Here is a 21157-nt window from a genome sequence, read left to right on the forward strand (position 1 = left end):
ATTTAGTCAAAAAAATTACTTTTTCAACAAAAAATATGGTAAGTAGATAAACAAAAAACATTACAAAGTATAAACACACTATTGTATCGAATTGATTTGTTAAATAAAAATAAATTTTATTATTGTTTTTAAAGTTTTTTAATATCTAACTTAAAATATATATGCAGACCAAGTAAAGTAGTAATTTTACATACAAACGTACCTTATCCCATTTCTCTAAAACTAGAATAAAAATTTAAAAAGGTGAATTATATAGTATTAATTTAGAGAATTAATATTACTAAATATCATACTCCAATCTCATCTATTGTAGCTCGATCGCTAATAATACCAAGCTCATGTAAATACCGTCACTTATTAAAAAGCTAACGATGAAGTGCCACAAGCAGAAGACCCCAATCGAGATCTCGAAGGCGAAATAGTAGGTGTAGATGCAGTCAAAAAAACTTCTCCTTGAGGACTGATTGTCCATCCTGTAGCTTCAACAATAGATTTTGACAACAAATCGTCACGCTTGTGGCTAACCGTAGTTGAAGTTGGAGAGACTTGAGTGTTGGGAGCAAGTGCAATCCAATCTGCGATCGCCGTTTCATTGTTCAGTGTTTCGTAAGGATTCGACGGTAAACCACCACGTCCAGTCATGACAAATCTGCTTTCTTCTCGGTCTGTCCTATCTTGACAGCTTTGACTTAGCCTTGCTTGAACAATTTCAGTTGGTAAATTAGTTTGTTGTAAATTAGGCTCGATACCAAGCAAATCGATTTGAACTGTGCCATCCAATCCAAAATCTGAACTAGCGTTGATGTCATTAAAAGATGTGAGATTGGAGCTATTTTCAAATCCATAAATTCCAGAACTCACAATTGTAATTCTACCACCTTTCCCTTGTCTGGCATTGGCAATGATGTCACTGTCTTCATTAGAGAAACCAATAATAAAACCATTAGGAATATTGATAGTAATATTACCCCCATTTCCATTATTTCCAGCATCAGCAGTTATTTGACTTTGGCGTCTCATCAAAAGCAAGTCTTGCAGTTGCAAATTAAGATCTCCACCTTCGCTAGATGCTGTTGTTGCTCGTAACTTTCCCCGATTATCTAAAAAAAGCGAGCGAGCTTGGATATTTAAATCACCTGCATCTTTTTGACCGCTACTAACGCTGACTTGTGAACCATCTCGAACAATCAACTGTCCAGTTATTAAGTTGATATTTCCACTTTTACCAGTAGATGCTTCAGAAGTACTCGCATATATTCCGCTAGCACCGCCAACAGTACCAAGTCGAATCTCTGCTTGTGTCTTACTCCTATATTTAATCACTGTTTGATTAAAGATGTCATCAAAATTGGGATTGCTACCTGAGATGTCAATACGATCGCTGGCATTAATAGTAATATTACCTGCATCACCACTACTAGAAGCACTTGTGAGAAGTTTTCCACCCCCAGTGAGTTCAACTCTCTTTGCATTCACGGCGATCGTACCACCAGGAAAATTTCCTTGACTCTCTGCCCTTAAACTCGCGCCATCTGATACACGTAAAGTTCCATTTGGGACGTTAATATTAATATCGCCTCCCCGATCGCTTGCTTTTTCCTCAGAGCTTGTCAGTAAAGTGCTGTATAATGCTGTTGATGAACGATTTTTTGGGGAAAATAACTCTGGTACTCTACCAGATATTTCTACTATATCTGTAGCATCAATTTGAATGTTACCAGCAGTTCCTCCCAACGCATTTCTTGCTGTCACTTCCGCTCCGGCAGTTACAAAAACAGATTTTCCGGATAAGTAAATTTTTCCTGCATTACCTTGGGCAGCAAAAGATCCTTGTGCAGCTCCAATATTAGTAGAAATCAAGCTATTTTCCACAAGTACAGAACCCGAGGATTTTAATGTAATATTTCCAGAATTACCTCTAACAAAGTTTGTGGCAACAAGGGAACTATTATTTGTTAAAGACACAGATTCTTGACCTTGCAGTGATATTTCTCCTGCATTAGTACCTGTAGTAAAGGTACTAGTGACTATATAGGCATTATTGAAAGAAATAGATCTGTTGGCTTTTAGTAATACGTTGCCACGACCTTGACCACCTCTAGCACTGTAGGTGGAAATCACCTTATTATCATAAGCTGAACCTTCAGATCGCCCAATTAAAACAATTGAGCCATCTGCTTGTAAGGATACGTTCCCACTACTTCCTCTTCCTATCGTGAAGTTATTACTAAAGTTGCTAGCATCAATTGCTGGTTTATCATCTGATGTCCGTTTTCCAGCTTCGCTAATATAAAGTGGATTATCTATAAAAATCTCACCAGCTTTAATATTGATATTACCTGCATTACCCTGACCTAAAGTACGGGTGCGGATTTGTCCGCCCGTGACCTCTACTTTACCCGCATTAATATTAATATTACCAGCATTACCAATCGCATCAGTTTCCACAATGTTTCTAACTTGGCTGTTCTGGCTTACCTTGACAGTACCTGTGGAATTTAAGATGACATCTTGTGAAGTTGAACCCACTGCACGCGCTCTCGATCCAATGCCTGCAGAGATGAAGCTCTCCCCGAAAATATTTATATCCCTAGCATTAATTATCACACCTCCCTGACCCTTACCAATAACTTCAACTTTTGCTTGCTCGATAAGTGATACATCTGATTTCTGTATATTCTCTGAAAAACGCAAATTCAAATTCTTGGTATTATCTACAAGCTCTACTGTTCCCGTGCCTGCTAATCCACCAATCTCTACTTGACCATCTAACGCCTGGATATTAGCAGCATTTAAGCTAACATTTCCGCCTAAAAGTACCAAACTCATACCTTCTCTAACTGACAGAGATGCTCCATTCACTTCAATGGGGGAAGTTGCTTGGTTGGAAATTTGATTGAATAAAAAGGCATTAGGATTGACACTTAACAATTGAGATGGCAGTGGGTTGGTGAGTTTAGTACTGAAAATGTCCCCATTACCCAAACGGATAGCATTTGCAGTCGTTCCGACAAACGAACCCATTACGTCCAAACGGGCTGTAGGACCAAAAACAATACCATTAGGATTCATGAAAAACAGATTGGCATTACCCCCTGTCACACCAAGGGTTCCCAGAATTTGAGAAGGGTTTGTACCAGTAACGCGAGTTAAAATATTCTCAACACCAGAAGGAAGCGTAAAGTAAGCACCTCTTCCTGCGTTAATATTAAATTCCTGAAAGCTGTGGAGAAGGTTGGCTCCTTTGACAACGCCACCTGAGATTGCTTCGCTTGGAACTCCTTTAATCGTCACATTGGGAGTCACTACAGAGTTTGAGACACCCAAAGAGTTATCTAGAACTATATTACTTTGAGCCAGTGCGGTACTTTCTGCAAGCACGAAAGTGGCTCCCGCGACTACCCCATTGATGAATGTCATGTAAGGGTTGCACCAACGCCACCCAAGGAAAGCTAGTCCCAACATTGCGATCCTCCTAAGTACGTGAACGAGAATTGTATAAGCGCCAGACGCTATTTTTTTGAGTGCAACCCCCTTATGGGTGAAATCTAAGTTTTAAGTTTTAAATTTTTCTCCTTCAATGCTGAACTCCTGACTATAGAAGATGACGCTGGCTTGATAAAAGATTACACTGTGGAATATGTTATGTTCTGTTTGTTTGCTTGTAGCAACACTTACATACATTTAATTCCATTGATAAACATCTGCTAAAGTCAAATTCTATATCAAAAGTCAGTTATGTCAGTTCATCAACGTGGTCGCGGTGCTACCGCTGATTTAATTATTGGTGTTGCAAATCACGAAAGCCACGCCATGCAGCATAATGCTACAGCAGTGGGTGCTCTTGCCAAACGCAAAGGAACAATATCTACCTTCCTTGCGCCCCTAACTCAGGATACTTTTAAGCAGGTTGTAGCCGAAGTTGAACAAAAACTACGGATTGTCAATCAAACCCTGTCCATGCTTGATTCTCAGGGATTTGAAACAATTTTGCAAGAAATGCTACATTCCATCACCTTAAAAACCGGGGAGTTACTGGGTGCAGATCGGACGACAATTTTTTTACTTGATGAAGAAAAGCAAGAACTGTGGTCTATTGTGGCAGAGACTGAGGGCAATCGCTCCTTAGAAATTCGCATCCCTGCGGATAAAGGTATTGCTGGTGAAGTGGCCACCTATAAAAAAGTTGTTAATATTCCTTTTGATTTTTACGACGATCCCCGCTCGTTGTTTGCTCAACAACAAGAAACAAGAACAGGCTACCGCACCTACACAATGCTAGCTTTGCCACTAGTGAATGAGGAAGGACAACTTGTCGCAGTTGTACAATTGTTAAATAAACTAAGATTTCCCAACGATCCAGACGCGGCTTTGTCAGAACGTATTGACATAAAAGGCTTTACAGAAGCCGATCAACAGCTGTTTCAAGAGTTTGCCCCCTCTATTAGACTGATTTTAGAATCCTCTCGTTCCTTTTACGTAGCCACTCAAAAACAAAGAGCTGCAGCCGCTCTCATGAAGGCCGTGAAATCCCTCAGTCAAAGCAGCCTTGATTTAGAAGATACTCTCAAGCGGGTTATGGCTGAGGCAAAAGAACTGATGAATGCCGATCGCAGTACGCTATGGTTAATAGACCGCGAAGCAGGGCAATTGTGGACAAAAATTACTCAAGATGACGGTTCTGTTAAAGAATTACGAGTCCCTATTGGCAAAGGTTTTGCAGGCATAGTCGCCGCAACTGGTAAAACGCTGAACATTCCTTTTGACTTATATAACAATCCAGATTCCGAAACAGCCAAACAGCTAGACCAACAAAATGGTTATCGTACCTGTAGCCTGCTTTGTATGCCAGTCTTTAATGCAGATGGAGATTTGATAGGCGTTACCCAGCTAGTTAATAAAAAGAAACCGGGAGATTTTCTGCCCTACGACCATGCTAATTGGCCGAATGCACCTGAGTGCTTCCAAGCAAGCTTCGATCGCAATGACGAAGAATTTATGGAAGCTTTTAACATTCAAGCAGGAGTAGCGCTGCAAAATGCCCAATTATTTGCCACGGTTAAACAGCAAGAACAACTACAGCGAGATATCCTCCGCAGTCTTTCCAATGGAGTCATTTCTACTGATAAAACGGGTCAAATTATTATTGCTAATGAAAGTGCCAAGCGTTTGCTCGGTTTGAATCCAGAAGAACGTTTGGAAGGTAAATCCGTTAGCGAAGTGATCAATATTAAAGAAGGTGATTTTCGCCGATGGTGCCAAGCAGCTTTAAATACAGCCGATTTAAAATACCGCGAACAGTACTATCCAGATCGAACGCTGCTAACCCCGAGTGAAGATCAAAATAGTATCAATTTGTCAATCAATACAATTGCTGATGCCAGTGACACCCAACAAGTCAGGGGGGCGTTAGTCGTCATGGATGATATAAGTGATGAAAAGCGGCTCAAAAGTACCATGTACCGCTACATGACTCAGGAATTAGCGGAAGAATTACTGAAATTAGATGATGCAAAATTGGGAGGCGATCGCAAAGAAGTTTCCATCTTATTTTCTGATATTCGAGGCTATACCACTTTGACAGAAAATCTAGAAGCGGAGGAAGTGGTCAGTATGCTGAACGAATATTTTGAATCAATGGTAGAGGCAGTTTTTCAGTACAAAGGCACGCTGGATAAATATATTGGTGATGCCATAATGGCTGTATATGGTTCTCCTTTGCCTTTACAAGAACACGCTTGGATGGCGGTACAGTCTTCAATAGAAATGCGCCATCGATTGGAAGAATTTAATGCTCGCCGTCGTTCCATCAACAAACCAACAATCAATATTGGAATTGGGATCAACTCCGATATCGTGATTAGCGGTAACATTGGTTCGAGCAAACGGATGGAATTTACTGCGATCGGTGACGGGGTTAACCTCGGATCTCGTTTGGAAAGTGTCAGCAAGCAGTACGGCTGCGATATCATTATCAGTGATAATACCTACGAACCTTGCAAAGAGCAAATTTGGGCGCGAGAACTAGATTACATTCGTGTCAAAGGTAGAAATGAGCCAGTTTCTATCTACGAGCTGATTGGTTTGCGTTCCGATCTCATTTGTAGTAACAAACTACAAATTATTGAATATTATCACCAAGGTCGCCAGTACTATATCAATCGTGACTTTGAACGTGCCAAACAAGAATTTGCTAAAGTTTTAGAGATTGACGGCAAAGACCAAGCAGCGATTTTACATTTAAAGCGGTGTCAGCACTGGCTGCAAAATCCCCCATCCGATCTTAATTGGGATGACGGTGTATGGACTTTTAAGGAAAAATAAAATTTCTTTTATTTATGGTGCAATCTACTAAGTTAATTTTGCGATCGTTCGTATCATCGAGGAACGATCGCAAAAAGTTTGGCCACAACACGTATGAACCTTTGGGCTTGTTCTGTTCCCAACTTTTAAACTTCAATAGGTGGACTAACATCTGATAGTTTTTTTGCGTACCACTGGTGAGCGACCCACTAAAATCTCACACTTAACAGTAAAATCTGGTAAACTTGTCTCAACCCTGCATTACCCATCATCGCAAAACACTGTAGAGGCGTTTTCAGCAGCACGTCTTTACAAAGATTTTATGGAATTTAAATAAATTCTACACTGATTCGCGTCAACGTTAGAATCACAGGAACAAATTATGAAACTGGAAGGAAAGGTTGCGTTAGTCACAGGTAGCAGTCAGGGCATTGGACAGGCGATTGCTATTTGTCTGGCACAGGAAGGAGCAAGTATTGTCATCAACTACCGATCGCATCCCGAAGGAGCAGAAGAAACCCTGTCAAAGGTCAAGGCTGCTGGCGGTCAGTGCCAGATAGTAGACGGATTTACAGTCCAGGCAGATACCGGAATTATCTCCGATGTGCAACGCATGATTGCAGACAGCGTTTCTCACTTTGGCAAGCTAGATATTCTAGTAAACAATGCAGGCATTGAAAAGAACGCTGATTTTTGGAATGTGACGGAAGCTGATTATGATGCTGTTATGAATGTGAATCTCAAAGGAGTTTTCTTTGCTACCCAAGCATTTGTAAAACACCAACTTGAAATCAAGCAACCAGGCAAGATTATCAACATTAGTTCCGTACACGAAGAGTTGCCCTTTCCTCACTTTACTGCTTACTGTGCAAGCAAAGGTGGCTTGAAGATGCTGACTCGTAATTTGGCAGTTGAACTGGGGCCTTATGGTATTACTATCAATAACGTTGCTCCTGGAGCAATAGAAACTCCCATCAATACCAAACTCTTAAACAATCCAGAAAAGCTAGGAGCGCTCCTCGAAAATATTCCTCTAGGACGATTGGGACAACCAAAAGATGTTGCCTCTGTTGTGGCGTTTTTGGCTTCTTCTGAGTCAGATTATGTAACAGGAACCACATTCTTTGTTGATGGTGGATTGCTCTGGAATTATCAAGAGCAATAGAGGCGAGAGCCTTTCAGATTTTTTATTGAAGGACAGTTCAACTCATGACTCCAGAAGAAATAAGATTGCAGCAGGATCGAGAACGTACAGCTTATTGGAAACGTTGGGGACCTTATGTGAGCGAGCGACAGTGGGGTACGGTGCGGGAAGATTACAGCCGCGATGGAACTGCTTGGGATTATTTTCCCCACGAGCAAGCTCGCTCGCGCATTTACCGTTGGGGTGAAGATGGCATTGCTGGAATTTCTGACAGCCGACAGCGTTTGTGTTTTGCGATCGCTCTTTGGAATGGTAACGATCCAATTTTAAAAGAGCGTCTGTTTGGACTGACGGGAACGGAAGGCAACCACGGCGAGGATGTGAAAGAGTATTATTTTTATCTGGACAATACTCCAACTCATTCCTACATGAAGTGCTTGTACAAATATCCCCAACAGGCATTTCCCTATACGCAACTAGTGCAAGAAAATCAGCGCAGAAACAAATTTGAACAGGAATTTGAGCTACTCGATACGGGTGTATTTGCCGAAAATCGCTACTTTGACGTCTTTGTAGAGTACGCTAAAGCAGCACCAGAAGATATTTTGATTCAGATTGAGATCGCCAATCGAGGCTCACAAAAGAGCACTCTTCATTTACTGCCAACACTTTGGTTTCGCAACATCTGGGCTTGGAATCCGAATTTTGACCAGCCCTTCATCAAAGTGGTTCAGTCAGATACCAACTTTAGTTTAATTGAAGCGGAGCATTCAACCTTAGGAACTCGCTGGCTGTATTGCGAAGCAGGAGCAGAACTCCTCTTTACTAATAACGAAACAAATTACGAACGATTGTTTGGTGTTAGCAATAGCTCGCCTTACGTTAAAGATGGCATCAACGAGTATGTAGTTAACGGACAGACAGCAGCTGTCAATCCAAATCGTATAGGCACAAAGTTTGCCTCCCATTACACGTTATCCATCGCTCCAGGTGAAACTAAAAGAGTACGTTTGCGATTGAGCGACGTACAAACCCTTACAGATCCATTTGGCGTTGAGTTTGACACAATTTTCAAGACTCGTATAGCAGAAGCTGATGAGTTTTACCAGCGCGTTAATCCTTGGACCATATCAGAGGATGAGCGCAACATTCAGCGACAGGCATTTGCTGGATTGTTGTGGAGCAAACAGTACTATCACTACGTCGTCCATGACTGGCTGAATGGCGACCCCAAACAACCGCCACCTCCATCAGAACGAAAAGGCGGGCGCAATCACGAGTGGATTGCCCTATTTAGTGAAGATATTCTCTCAATGCCAGATAAATGGGAATACCCCTGGTTTGCCGCTTGGGATTTGGCATTTCACTTGATTCCTTTAGCTGTCATAGATCCAGATTTTGCAAAGTTGCAACTGGACCGCTTGACACGGGAATGGTATATGCAACCTAACGGACAATTGCCTGCTTATGAATGGGCATTTAGTGATGTCAATCCACCCGTACAAGCATGGGCAGCTTTACGCGTTTATCAAATCGAGCAGAAGTTGTATGGAAAAACCGATCGCTCTTTTTTACAACGTGTTTTTCACAAGCTGTTGCTCAATTTTAACTGGTGGGTCAATCGCAAAGATGTGGAAGGTAACAACGTCTTTCAAGGTGGGTTTTTAGGGCTGGACAATATAGGCGTATTCGATCGCAGTAAGGAACTCCCCACCGGGGGATATCTCAACCAGGCAGATGGCACAAGCTGGATGGGTATGTACTGTTTAAATATGCTAGCGATCGCTCTAGAGCTAGCTAAAGACGATCTCGTTTACGAAGATATTGCTAGCAAATTCTTTGAGCATTTTCTTTATATTGCAGATGCAATTGATGGCATTGGCAATGCCGATATTTCTTTGTGGGATGAGGAGGATGGCTTCTACTACGATGTGCTGCGGTTACCCGACAGCAGGCAGTTTCCATTAAGAGTACGATCTATGGTGGGATTAATTCCTCTATATGCCGTTGCAGTTTTACAATTGGAAACGTTACAGCAGTTTCCTGGGTTTAAACGACGCATGGAATGGTTTATTCGCAACCGTCCCGATCTTAAACAGAATGTCGCTTGCATGGAAACACCAGGAGTCGGCGCAAGAAGGCTTTTGGCAATTGCCTATCGCAGCAAACTGCAACGCATATTGCAACGGATGCTGGACGAGAATGAATTTTTTAGCCCTTACGGAATTCGCGCAGTTTCCAAGTATCACTTAGAACATCCATATGTATTGCGTCAAGGCGAGCATGATTACTGCGTCCGCTATGAACCTGCGGAATCTACCACGAGTCTGTTTGGCGGTAATTCTAACTGGCGCGGTCCCATTTGGTTTCCAGTCAACTACTTGATTCTTGAAGCACTTTGGAAGTTTCATGAATATTTTGGAGATACTTTTCAAGTAGAATGTCCCACAGGTTCCGGACAATATATGACTTTGCGGGAAGTGGCGATCGCATTATCCAATCGTTTAATTGCTATCTTTCAACAGGATGCTACAGGTCGCCGTCCGGTGTATGGCGGTCTTGAAAAATTTCAATCCGACCCCCATTGGCGCAATTACATCTTGTTTCATGAATATTTCCATGGAGATAACGGCGCAGGTATTGGAGCGAGCCATCAAACAGGCTGGACGGGGTTAGTCGCTAGTATGATTCTCCAAATTTCTGAATACCGGGCGCAAGAGGATAATGGAAAGCTTTAGGAAGCATTTACCGGAATATTTAATGGAAGCGGCAGAACTGGGAATATTTATGATTGCTGCAGGAGTGTTAACCTGCGTGTTTGAGTATCCCAGTTCTCCCATTCATCAAGCAATTCCTAATGGAGATCTCCGTCGATTTTTCATTGGTATAGCTATGGCGTTGACATCCATTTCCCTCATTTATTCTCCTTGGGGGAAACAATCCGGCGCACACATGAATCCTGCTGTCACGGTTACCTTTTACCGTTTGGGAAAAGTTAAACGACAGGACGCTATCTTCTATATTCTGTTTCAATGTTTGGGTGGATTGGTTGGTATATACTTGGTGGCATTATTGCTGGGAAAAGTTTTCACACAAGCACCCGTGAACTATATTGTTACAGTGCCGGGAAAACTGGGATGGATTGCGGCTTTATTGGGTGAATTAGTCATTGCATTTCTGATGATGATGACTATTTTGCTGACTAGTAACAATCCAAAACTCAATCGGTTTACAGGGTTATTTGCTGGATTTTTGGTAATACTTTACGTCTTTTTTGAAGCTCCCTTATCCGGCTTTGGCATGAATCCCGCCCGCACCTTTGCCTCTGCCTTTCCATCTCAAATTTGGACGGCATTTTGGTTGTATGTCATTGTGCCACCTGTTGGTATGTTGCTGGCATCAACGTTGTATCAATCTCTATTTGGATCGCGAGCAGTTAAGTGTGCCAAATTGCATCACGACAATCACAAACGCTGTATTTTCCGCTGTGATTACAACCGTAATGGCAACATTGATTTGAGCGATCGCCTTCCCATTTAAGGAAAACACTCATGACAACAAGCACCCATTATGATGTCATTATTATCGGTACCGGGGCTGGTGGTGGCACTCTAGCATATCATCTTGCTGCAAGCGGCAAGATGATTTTAATCTTGGAGAGAGGTACATTTTTGCCTCGAGAAAAGGAAAACTGGAGTGCGTTGGAAGTATATCAACGAGAGCGATACCATACTCAAGAGCAGTGGTATGACGTAAATCACAAACCCTTCCGTCCGGCAATGAATTACTGGGTTGGTGGTAACACAAAAGTTTATGGTGCTGCTTTATTGCGATTGCGGGAACGCGATTTTGAGCAGGTAGAACATAAGGACGGCATCTCACCAGAATGGCCGTTAAAATACCATGATTTTGAACCGTATTATACTCAAGCCGAGCAGCTTTACGATGTTGGCGGTCAGGCAAATGTAGATCCGACAGAGCCTCCTAGGAGTCTACCGTATTCTCATCCTCCAGTCCACCACGAACCTCGAATGCAGGAACTGGTCGATTGTTTGAAGCTAGCTGGGTTGCATCCCTTTAATCTGCCACTAGGGTTGAAACTTAACGAAGTAGATAAAAGTCTGGGGAACTGTATTCGCTGCAATACCTGCGATGGCTTTCCCTGTCTCACTCGTGGCAAAGCGGATGCTGAAGTAAATTGCGTTCAGCCCATTCGCCATTATGCAAATATCACTTTACTAACTGATGCCAAAGTGACTCGCTTGCATACGAGTCCTTCTGGTCGGGAAGTGACGCAAGTAGAAGCCGAAATTCATGGGGAACATCAATTGTTTACAGGGGATATTGTTGTGGTGTCTTGCGGTGCAATTAACTCAGCAGCATTGTTATTGCGATCGCACAATGACAAACATCCTGATGGATTGGCAAACAGTTCCAACCAAGTGGGTCGCAACCTGATGAAGCATATTTGCATGGCAATGGTGCAACTCAACACAAAAGTGAATCCATCTGTTTATCAAAAGACGATTGCCATTAGCGATTTTTACTGGGGCGAACCTGATTTTCCCTACCCCATGGGCATGATACAAAATACTGGCAACGTCTTAGCAGATATGTTACCCGCTGAAGTTCCTGCACTGCTAGCTCCACTCTTAAGAATGCGACCCGGAGCAGAACTGAAAACTGTTGCCGATCGCACTGTCGGATGGTGGCTGCAAACTGAAGACTTACCCGATCCTGAGAATCGCGTGCGGATGGAAGGCGATCGCCTCTACTTAAACTATAAACCCAACAACCTTGAAGCAAGCGATCGGCTTGCCAAACGTTGGGTAGGAATTCTCAAAAAAGTCGATAAGGCAGAACACTTGGTTCCATTTAGTCTTTATCCCCGCAACATGATGCCATTGCAGTCAGTCGGTCATCAATGCGGTACTTGTCGATTTGGTCAAGATCCGACCACTTCCGTACTGGATGTTAATTGCCGTACCCATGATGTTGATAACCTCTATGTTGTTGATGGCAGTTTCTTTCCATCGAGTTCTGCTGTCAATCCCACACTAACGATTATTGCCAATGCATTGCGAGTGGGCGATCTCTTGTTACAACGATTGAAGTGACATAAAATCATCTCTCGTTCCCAGGCGAAGCGTGGGAACGAGGTGAAGCGGCGAGAGTTCAAGGAAATATTGAATTAAAAAAGTTATAGAACTGTAACCTTCCATAACCAAGAAATTGACCGTGGGCGTTGTCTCCTGGTGGAAACGCTGTCACTCCAAATAGATAGACTCCTGCAACGGCTGGATTTCTTATCGGCTTTAAACCTACGGTCACAATTTTACCAGGGGACAAAGGTGGATCGAAGGTAAGAGATATTGTTTTTGTTTTGCGATCGCTAGAAGCATCTTTAAGTTCTACCCGTTGTCCTCGTTCAGAACGAGTTCCTTCAAAAGCACGACTGTCTTTGAGGTCAAAGCGTATGTAATCGGCTCCCTCTCGTTGATTAATTGTTATCTTTTGCAGTGGTTCTCCAGCAGTTTCCGGTACGCTGACAGTGAAGTAGTATGTTGCACCCCACACATAAACATCCTTATAAGTTGTTACTACATCTTCTAAGCGGGGTGGTTGAGTAAAGTAGACTTTGCCATCTCGCAATTGGACTGCTTGACTCAAGTTACTAGAATAATTACCAACTGCTAAAGTACAAGCCATTGCTGTACTAAGTAAATATGCGACGCGCATTGCTTTTTAAACTTACAAAGATAGGACAGGCTGCACACCCTGTTTTATAAAAAATTTTACTTACACTTAATATGCTAGCACTTAGCAACTTCTTGACTCTTCTTAACAAGATGTAAATTTTATTAAGAATTTTATCAGAGAAATTACGGTGTAATTCAGAATAAGGCTCAATTTTTTGTAAGAGTGCAAATGATTGTAAAGGATAATTGATACTTGTTGTCAAAATCCTTTGTTAGGTTAGACACTAGAGATATAAACATATGCAATTTTCCTATGAACGCTATTTCTAACGTCGAACTAAAACGGCCTCTTTGGCAGGCTGTTGCCATGCTGACATTAGGCTTCTGGCTTAGTGCCAGCCTGGTTTTGACTTGGGTAATTATGCCTAGTTTGTATGTAACGGGCATGATGACTCAACCTAGTTTTGCATCAGCTGGTTACGCAATTTTCTGGAATTTTAATCGCATTGAGTTACTGTGCGCGAGCTTGGTATTAGTCAGTGTATTGGCTTTGTGCAATACTCAAGCGAAGTGGCGTCTGAGTTCAATTATCTTATCGGTGTTACTGCTAGGTATAGCTTTGGTGGATACCTATTGCTTGACTCCGCAAATGTCTGCTATTGGTATTCAACTAAATTTCTTTGAGACTGTTGTTGAAACTCCAGCCAATATGAATTTATTGCACGCTGGTTATTGGGCATTAGAAGCAATCAAACTCGTGGCAGGTTGCACCTTGTTAAACTGGTGCTGGCGACGCTAAATAAATCACTATTAGTTCGTAGTTGCCCTTTAGCGCGTACATCGCAACTACGCACTAATTTCGATTATCTAGCATTTCTTTATTTTTTATTATTGACTGTAAAAATAATTCTGTTTTACCTATACGCAATCTGTAAAATCCGTCCCAATTACCTTTCATCTTTTTGATATCTAGTTCTGTAAATGGGATAACTCCTTGCTATTTAACAAAAACAACAAGTTGGTATATTTGCCTCCGAAGAATTTCGACATCTTCGGGATTCGCTTTTTCTAAAAATTTAATTGCTTTTTTGCGAAATCTGATTGCCATGTTTAATCCAGTCAGTCATATCCAGGACTTCATCATCACTATCTTCTGAAGGTGAACCAAACTCGGCTTCCAGTTCGCTTTGTTCTTGGTCACTGACGTAAGGAATAAGAATTTGGCAGAGTCGAAGTCTTTCTTCTTGTAAACTTCACGCATAGTTTCTTTAATCAACGCTTTTAATTCGTGAATTTCCACGCTCGTTCCTCATATTAAGGTTAGAATATGTATTGTACCAAAGCTATATTATTGTGTGGAAGATGCCGTGAGCAATCAATTCGAGTGGCCAAAACCAAGCAAAGTAGCTAACTAAAGATAGGAATGCCAAAATTACCAGGATAGCGATCGCCAGAATTGAAAATATAAGTGGGGACATGGATTCTAAAAGACAGTCTAGTTTTAGAATCAAAGAAGCGATTGCGTTTTTCAGACATCAGATTTAATCGTTGAAGTACGAAACAAGCATTTGGGAATACAGTTGCACTGAGCGCGTTCGCTACCAGGCGTGACGCAGGCACAGACAGTGCAACTACAATCTAATATTGGAGCGTTACTTCACTATTCTACGATTTTAATTCCCTCAATGATACTTACCTCTGATTTTGTTGGAATAATTTGAGTGAGTTTGAACCCTGCAGCTTTAAATAGCTGATAAAACTCGGCTTCGCTGCGGATGCGTCCATTAGGGCTTATCACTAGCATATTTATGTCTATAAACTTACTTGCAAAAAACTCGTTTCCAGGAGGAATTAAAAAATCTATCACCAATAGCCGCCCTTGGGTATTCATAGCTTGATGACAGCGTTTAAGAATAGCGAGCGCTTGCCGATCGTCCCAATCTTGAATAATATGCTTGAGTAGGTAAGCATCTCCTCCTACAGGAACAGTCTCAAAAAAATCTCCCCCTACAAATTGATAGCGAGCGTTCATCGCTGCTGTTGAGAGGAAAGTTTGAGATCTGTTAATCACATCTGGTCGATCAAATAACACTCCTACCATAGTGGGGTAGGCTTGCAAAATATCAGTCAGTAAACTTCCTTTACCACCACCAACATCAACCAATTTGTTAATGAATGAAAAATCATAAGCTGCCATGATATCAGCATTTGCGTCTTTCGACTCTGCCATACCTCGATCGAAGATGTGACCTTGGGTTGGATTTTCGTCATTGTACTGAAACAAATTCATGCCGTACAAATGCTCAAAAGCATTTTCCCCTGTTTGCACACTATACATCAAATTTCCCCATGCTTTATAGTAATGCTCTTCACCTCGTAAGATAGCCTCAGCACGTATCGAACCGGGAACATCGCTTTGTAAACAAGTTGCTTGTGAAGTCAGTTGAAAACAGTAAGGTTCAGTTTCAGCAAAAATTCCAACACTTGCTAAAGCTCGCAATACTCGGTAAAGTGAATTGCTGTGGGTTTCTGTTGCAACCGCCAAGGTATCGCAGTGCTGAGAGCCATCTTTGAGCAAATCTGCAATCCCCAGTTTAGCGACTACATAGATACAACGTGAAACCCAGTATGCGTATACCCATTCAATTGCAGATAATTGGAATTGTGTATTGCGAGGTGTTAATGTAGATTCTGAGAGAGTCATGTCTTGGTACTTATTTAGTAGGACTTACACAATGAAAAGAAAAAGCAACACTTCTTACGGGGTGTTTTGGCTTTCTTAATACACCCTATAACCAGTCTTAATTCTCATGTTTTAACTCTAGTTCTTTCAGCTTGATAGCATCACAAACTCTGTCTGGAAGGAACTTTGACGCAGTCAAAACAAAATGCAAAAAAGCTTGTTCTTTTGACACAAAGTAGCGAGTTTTAGGTTTCCTTGCTTCCAAAGCTTTCTGGATAATACTTGCAACTTGTTCACATAGCATTCCTTTACGATTAGATTCTATTAACTGCTCTATACAAAATTTGTAAATATCACCATACATAGTCTTGGCTTCAGGCGGCATAGTAGTTAATTTTTTACTAAGGCTTTCTTCCACTTTATCTGGTGCTGCTGAGGCGATCGCTCCTGGTTCAACTAAAATTACTTCAATTCCCCAAGGATTTAATTCCATTCTCAACGCATCAGTAAAAGCCTCCATTGCAAACTTTGAAGCACACAAAGCCGAGAAAAATGGCGAAGAAACTTTGCCAGATACGGAACCAATATTTATGATTCGACCTTTGGCTTTTCGGATCGCGGGTAAGAATGCTTGTGTAACTGCAATTTGCCCGATAACATTGACTTCAAATTGCCATCTCAATTCATCAAGCTCAATATACTCCACCGGTCCGTCTATTAATATACCTGCATTATTAACTAATCCAATCAGTCCTTCATTACCGATGGTTTGAGAAACAAGTTTTGCAGCATTTCTAATCTGTTCTGATTGTGTAACATCGATAATAATCGGTGTTAAATTACCAGATGCAACTAGCTTTAGTGATTCAGCATCTTTTTCTTTACGAACGCCAGCAAAGACGCGGTACCCTTCTTTATCTAATAACAGTGCTGTTGCTCGACCAACACCCGTAGATGCTCCTGTAATGACTACCGCACCTTTTGTTCTTTGAAGCATTTCTCTTTCCTTTTTTAATAAAAGATCAGATTTTTATATTGACTTAATTTAATTGGTTTGAATTCTGATTTTTTTAAATTCTACCCATGTTAGTAAATATGCAATAAGCATGACTAAAGTATCTGCCACCACTATTCCATAGTACACACCTCTTGTACCTAAAAATGAACTGAAAGTTAGTACAAAAGGTATTAAAAAAAATAAACTCTTGAGAAGAATTAACAAAACTGCTATTTTTCCATTTCCTAGTGATTGAAACAAAGTGATACTACAAATTCCAAATGGCAGTATTGGTAGTAAAAGATTGAGAAGTCGGAAATTGAGTAAATCATTAGCAGAAAACGTAACAGATGGTAGTAATAAGCCAACAAATGTTGTTGGTGATAATTGAAGATATAGCCAAATTAGGGTTAAGAAGATAGTACTACCAATTCCAAAAGTAAAATAAGCTTTCTTGAGCCTGTCATAATTTTGTGCTCCATAATTCATTCCAAGCACTGGCTGTAAAGCTTGCACAAATCCCATAATAGGAATAAGTGCTAATGCATATACTCTAAAGCTTGCTCCAGCAAAGGCGATATCATTATCTGTACCATAATGAGCTATTGATTTAAAAATTACAACTTGTTCAATTAAAGTGATGGTTTCCATCAGCAATGCTGACGATCCAACTGATAAAACTACAGGAAGTAAATTTATTGATAAAACAAGCTTTTTGGGATGAATAGGAAGAGAACTTTTTCCAAAAATAAAATAGGTAATATTCACAACACTATAAATTAACATAGCGATAACAGTGGCGAATGCCACTCCCTCAATTCCCCAATGAAAGACAATGATAAATATAGGATTTAAGATAGCATTAATCATGACAAAAATACTAGCAAAAATCATGGCTAATCTAATTTTACCTTCTGCTTTAATCAGCTGGCTGGAAGATACTGCTAGTATATAAAATACCGAGCCTAGTGAATAAATTTTAAAATATTTGCCTCCATAGGAGGCAACTTCACCAGAAGCTCCCATGAAGGAAATTAACTCTTCACTAAATTTATAGCCTAAAATTGTGATAAAAAAAGATATAATCAAACTCATCATTATTAAATTGCCAAATATTTTTGATTGAGTTTTGTTATCTCCTGAACCAATAGCTCGACTCAGTACCGAGGCACAACCAACTCCTATTAAGTGAGCACAACCGACAATAATAGAAGTCAGTGGTAGTGCAAGAGATATAGCTGCTAAGGCCGTTTCACCAATAAATTGACCTGCAAATAAAGCATCAAGAAACGTGTTTAAGCCTATCAATAGCATTCCCAGAATACCAGGAATGGTTAATTTCAACATGAGTTGAATTAGATTGCTATTAAGGATTTGATCTGTCACTTTTGATTGCTGATGGAGAGCCATACAAGGTGCTGTGTTCCAAATTTTAAGTCTCAAATATTGTAAATTACTATAGAATCAAACTAAACCGAACTAGAAATAAACTGCTGCGATTTTTCTAGACTCTTACGCTGACCAAGCATGACCATTTTTAAGCCACTAGCAGGGGGATAATTGGCACCCTGTGCTTTGGGTTGTTCTGGTTGTTTCTTAGCTAGTGCTAATTGATAGTGGGAAAGAATAGTTGCCAAAACTAGCTTCATTTCAAATAAAGCTAAAGCTTCCCCAGGACAGCGACGAGCACCACCACCAAAGGGCAAAAACTCATAGGGGGAGAATTGTCTTTCAAGAAAGCGCTCTGGTTGAAATAGCTTTGGTTGTGGGTATAAGTCGGAATTTTGATGTGTTAGATAAATACAGCCAAAAAGCAGTGTTCCTGGACTCAATTCATAGCCCATCAGTTCCACTGGAGATTCTACCCTTCGTGGAAATGTGACTATTTGCGTCGGGTAAATTCGCAGGGCTTCATGACAAACAGCACTGAGATAAGGAAGCTCGACAATCCTTAGCGGATCTGAGGATTCACCAAGGCTATCAAGTTCTTTAAGCAAGCGATCGCGAACTGTAGGTAGACTGTGAATCCAATACAATGCCCAAGTGATTGCAGTTGCTGACGCATCTCGACCTCCAAATAGCAATGAGGGTAAAAGGTCACGCACATCTTCATTCGTCATTCGTTGACCTGTTTCATCGCAGGCAAAGATTAATTCGGAAAGAACATCAGTGCTTTCAGTATATAAAGATGTACTATTGCTTGCCTGTAGATGGCGGCGTTCGTTGATTTCAGCATAAAGCAGTTGGTCAAATTGCCGCCATAAGTAAAGAAAGTATCCCCACGGACTCCAGCGACCTAAATCCTGTTGTAGGAAGCGGAAAGATAGAGATGTTTCAACTAAAGCAGACCTAGCATAATTCATTAAAGTTGGAAGCAGTTGCCTGAATTGTTCGTAACGCTCTCCCGTTTGCAAACCAAGTAAAGTGTCTAATATGACCTGTACGGTAATTGTTTGCATAGTAGGGTAGCTTAAAAAGGCTTTACCAGCTTGATACTGGCTCATAACTGTGTCTGTAATGGCACAGATTCGCTGACCGTAGACTTGTATCCGGTTACCATGAAGGGGAGGCATTAAGAGTTTGCGCCGATGTCTGTGGCGCAAGCCATCAAGTAAAAGTAACCCGTTATTCCCTACCAGTGGAGCGGCTCCCTGGTTTAACTCTCCAGCTGCTACGATCTCTGTACTTGTAAAAATCTGCTTCATTCCTTGCGAATTGCCAACAAACACTATAGGTGTAGAACCAGACACGATGGTGAAAATGTCACCGTAGCGTTTACTAAGAGTATCCATCCAGGCAAGGGGGTTAGCTGCAAATTGCATTCTTAGCAACCAAGCGGGAGTTTTTGGTCCTTGAGGTAGTTTCATCATATTTTGAGTGGATGATTCTTGAGTAGTTAATTTGTTAGTATTTTTAATTTAATGCATTACATTTTTGACCTTCTTGTGGAATGGTCGTTGTACCTATTCTTTTTTCTTGATATTGAAGTTGACTTAGCACCTTCATCTTTACTCCACTAGCGGGATAACACATCAAACCTTCAAATCTTGGTTGTTCTGGTCGTTTATTAACGAGTGCTAAATGGTATCGTGAAAGAATTGTTGCCAAGACTAGCTTCATTTCAAATAGAGCAAAAGTTGCACCAATACAACTACGAACACCTCCACCAAACGGCAAAAACTCATATGTCGAAAATTGTCTTTCAAGAAAGCGTTCTGGCTGAAATTGTTTTGGCTGCGGGTATAACTCCTCACGCTGATGCGTCAGATAAATACAGCCAAAGAGTAGAGTTCCTGGACTTAACTCATAGCCCATCAACTCAACTGGTGATTCTACTCTTCGTGGAAATGTAAACAACTGAGTTGGGTAAATTCGTAGAGCTTCTTGACAGACAGCACTCAGGTAAGGCAGTTCAATTATGCTCATTGGATCTGGGCATTCACCAAGGCTATCAAGTTCTTTAAGCAATTGGTCGCGGACTTTAGGTAAACGATGAATCCAGTACAGTAACCAAGCGATCGCTACTCCTGATGCATCTTGAGCAGCAAATAGCGGCGAGAGCAATAAATCTCGCACCTCTTCATTTGCGATTGGCTCACCCGCTTCATTATGGGCGGAGATTAATTCAGATAATATGTCAGTCTCCTCTTGTTGTAGAGATGCGTCACAGCGGCGTTCTTTAACTTCAGCGTCGAGATGTTGGTAAATTTCTTGCCGTAGGTAAAGAAGGTATCCCCACGGGCTCCAATGACCTAAATCTTTTTGCAAGAAGGGCAACCCAAAGCAGATTTGCATCAAAGGCGAACGCATGTGGTGGAGTACAGCAGGAAGAAAGTGCTGAAGTTTGGTAAAGCGTTCACCCTTATGTAAACCCAGTACCACCTGCATACTTATTTGTAGGGTAATAGATTCGATAGTTGGGTAGGCTAAGAAAGATTTACCTATAGGATACTGAGCGATCGCTTTTTCTGTAAGGTCACAAATTTGCTGTGCGTAGGCTTGCATGCGAGCACCATGGAAAGCTGGCATCAACAGCTTACGTCGATGTTTGTGGCGGGAGCCATCAAGCTGAAGTATTCCTTGTTGCCCTGTCATCAAAACCATATCTCGATTTAACTCACCAGGGGCTTTAATATCTTTTGTATTAGTAAAAATTTGCTTAATTCCTTCTGGATGACTCACGAATACTGCGGGTGTAGAACCAAACATTATCGTGAAAATGTCCCCATAGCGCTTACTAAGAGCATCGAGATGGTTAAGGGGATCGAGCGCCATTCTAATAAGGTGAAACGAGAGGGGATGTTTTTCTACTTCTGGTATTTGCATCAGTC

The 21157-nt window shown here is 41.2% G+C and carries 14 protein-coding genes; 6 read left to right on the forward strand and 8 right to left on the reverse strand.

The features are described from left to right. Positions 1 to 357: 357 nt before the first annotated feature. Positions 358 to 3465 carry a two-partner secretion domain-containing protein gene (locus HC643_RS10685; RefSeq protein ID WP_050045658.1) on the reverse strand — a complete coding sequence of 1036 codons (3108 nt, stop codon included), beginning with the start codon at positions 3463 to 3465 and terminating at the stop codon, positions 358 to 360. Positions 3466 to 3738: 273 nt separating this feature from the next. Between HC643_RS10685 and HC643_RS10690 the strand changes: the two genes are divergently transcribed. The 5 genes from HC643_RS10690 (at position 3739) to HC643_RS10710 (ending at position 12564) form a co-directional block, all read left to right on the forward strand. Further along, positions 3739 to 6324, forward strand: a complete 2586-nt coding sequence (locus tag HC643_RS10690) for an adenylate/guanylate cyclase domain-containing protein (RefSeq protein WP_038081813.1) — start codon at positions 3739 to 3741, stop codon at positions 6322 to 6324. A 361-nt stretch (positions 6325 to 6685) separates the two neighbouring features. Further along, positions 6686 to 7468: a glucose 1-dehydrogenase gene (locus HC643_RS10695; RefSeq protein WP_038081815.1), complete on the forward strand. Its 783-nt coding sequence runs from the start codon at positions 6686 to 6688 to the stop codon at positions 7466 to 7468. A 44-nt stretch (positions 7469 to 7512) separates the two neighbouring features. Then, a complete protein-coding gene (locus tag HC643_RS10700; protein WP_167844654.1) occupies positions 7513 to 10185 on the forward strand; it encodes an MGH1-like glycoside hydrolase domain-containing protein in 2673 nt (890 codons plus the stop codon). Beyond that, complete coding sequence (locus tag HC643_RS10705) at positions 10172 to 10987, forward strand: MIP/aquaporin family protein (RefSeq protein ID WP_038081816.1); 816 nt, start codon at positions 10172 to 10174, stop codon at positions 10985 to 10987. Before HC643_RS10700 ends, HC643_RS10705 begins: the two co-directional genes overlap by 14 nt. 11 nt (positions 10988 to 10998) lie before the next feature. After that, a complete protein-coding gene (locus tag HC643_RS10710) occupies positions 10999 to 12564 on the forward strand; it encodes a GMC oxidoreductase (RefSeq protein ID WP_038081817.1) in 1566 nt (521 codons plus the stop codon). A 58-nt stretch (positions 12565 to 12622) separates the two neighbouring features. On the opposite strand, the gene HC643_RS10715 is transcribed toward HC643_RS10710, so the two are convergent. Continuing rightward, positions 12623 to 13186, reverse strand: a complete 564-nt coding sequence (locus HC643_RS10715; RefSeq protein WP_038081819.1) for a DUF2808 domain-containing protein — start codon at positions 13184 to 13186, stop codon at positions 12623 to 12625. A 273-nt stretch (positions 13187 to 13459) separates the two neighbouring features. Between HC643_RS10715 and HC643_RS10720 the strand changes: the two genes are divergently transcribed. Continuing rightward, positions 13460 to 13945 (forward strand): DUF4149 domain-containing protein, encoded by a 486-nt coding sequence (locus HC643_RS10720; RefSeq protein ID WP_038081822.1) that lies wholly within the window; start codon positions 13460 to 13462, stop codon positions 13943 to 13945. Positions 13946 to 14553: 608 nt separating this feature from the next. Here HC643_RS10720 and HC643_RS42065 read toward each other — a convergent pair. From HC643_RS42065 to HC643_RS10750, 6 genes are all read right to left on the reverse strand, one after another. Further along, a complete protein-coding gene (locus HC643_RS42065) occupies positions 14554 to 14682 on the reverse strand; it encodes a hypothetical protein (protein ID WP_272899732.1) in 129 nt (42 codons plus the stop codon). A 124-nt stretch (positions 14683 to 14806) separates the two neighbouring features. Beyond that, a complete protein-coding gene (locus tag HC643_RS10730) occupies positions 14807 to 15850 on the reverse strand; it encodes a methyltransferase (RefSeq protein ID WP_038081824.1) in 1044 nt (347 codons plus the stop codon). 97 nt (positions 15851 to 15947) lie between these two features. Continuing rightward, positions 15948 to 16826: an SDR family oxidoreductase gene (locus HC643_RS10735; RefSeq protein ID WP_038081826.1), complete on the reverse strand. Its 879-nt coding sequence runs from the start codon at positions 16824 to 16826 to the stop codon at positions 15948 to 15950. A 48-nt stretch (positions 16827 to 16874) separates the two neighbouring features. Next, positions 16875 to 18236: an MATE family efflux transporter gene (locus HC643_RS10740; RefSeq protein ID WP_050045659.1), complete on the reverse strand. Its 1362-nt coding sequence runs from the start codon at positions 18234 to 18236 to the stop codon at positions 16875 to 16877. A gap of 59 nt (positions 18237 to 18295) precedes the next feature. Continuing rightward, a complete protein-coding gene (locus HC643_RS10745) occupies positions 18296 to 19693 on the reverse strand; it encodes a cytochrome P450 (RefSeq protein ID WP_038081828.1) in 1398 nt (465 codons plus the stop codon). 46 nt (positions 19694 to 19739) lie between these two features. Then, on the reverse strand, positions 19740 to 21152 hold the full coding sequence (locus HC643_RS10750) for a cytochrome P450 (RefSeq protein ID WP_050045660.1): 1413 nt from the start codon (positions 21150 to 21152) through the stop codon (positions 19740 to 19742). Positions 21153 to 21157: the final 5 nt, after the last annotated feature.

The sequence above is a fragment of the Tolypothrix bouteillei VB521301 genome (genome assembly GCF_000760695.4).
Taxonomy (GTDB): Bacteria; Cyanobacteriota; Cyanobacteriia; order Cyanobacteriales; family Nostocaceae; genus Scytonema; species Scytonema bouteillei_A.

Coding starts and splice junctions, on each gene's coding strand:
- HC643_RS10685 (WP_050045658.1), bottom strand. CDS start 3,465: ATGTTGGGACTAGCTTTCCTTGGGTGGCGTTGGTGCAACCCTTACATG.
- HC643_RS10690 (WP_038081813.1), top strand. CDS start 3,739: ATGTCAGTTCATCAACGTGGTCGCGGTGCTACCGCTGATTTAATTATT.
- HC643_RS10695 (WP_038081815.1), top strand. CDS start 6,686: ATGAAACTGGAAGGAAAGGTTGCGTTAGTCACAGGTAGCAGTCAGGGC.
- HC643_RS10700 (WP_167844654.1), top strand. CDS start 7,513: ATGACTCCAGAAGAAATAAGATTGCAGCAGGATCGAGAACGTACAGCT.
- HC643_RS10705 (WP_038081816.1), top strand. CDS start 10,172: ATGGAAAGCTTTAGGAAGCATTTACCGGAATATTTAATGGAAGCGGCA.
- HC643_RS10710 (WP_038081817.1), top strand. CDS start 10,999: ATGACAACAAGCACCCATTATGATGTCATTATTATCGGTACCGGGGCT.
- HC643_RS10715 (WP_038081819.1), bottom strand. CDS start 13,186: ATGCGCGTCGCATATTTACTTAGTACAGCAATGGCTTGTACTTTAGCA.
- HC643_RS10720 (WP_038081822.1), top strand. CDS start 13,460: ATGAACGCTATTTCTAACGTCGAACTAAAACGGCCTCTTTGGCAGGCT.
- HC643_RS42065 (WP_272899732.1), bottom strand. CDS start 14,682: ATGTCTGAAAAACGCAATCGCTTCTTTGATTCTAAAACTAGACTGTCT.
- HC643_RS10730 (WP_038081824.1), bottom strand. CDS start 15,850: ATGACTCTCTCAGAATCTACATTAACACCTCGCAATACACAATTCCAA.
- HC643_RS10735 (WP_038081826.1), bottom strand. CDS start 16,826: ATGCTTCAAAGAACAAAAGGTGCGGTAGTCATTACAGGAGCATCTACG.
- HC643_RS10740 (WP_050045659.1), bottom strand. CDS start 18,236: ATGGCTCTCCATCAGCAATCAAAAGTGACAGATCAAATCCTTAATAGC.
- HC643_RS10745 (WP_038081828.1), bottom strand. CDS start 19,693: ATGAAACTACCTCAAGGACCAAAAACTCCCGCTTGGTTGCTAAGAATG.
- HC643_RS10750 (WP_050045660.1), bottom strand. CDS start 21,152: ATGCAAATACCAGAAGTAGAAAAACATCCCCTCTCGTTTCACCTTATT.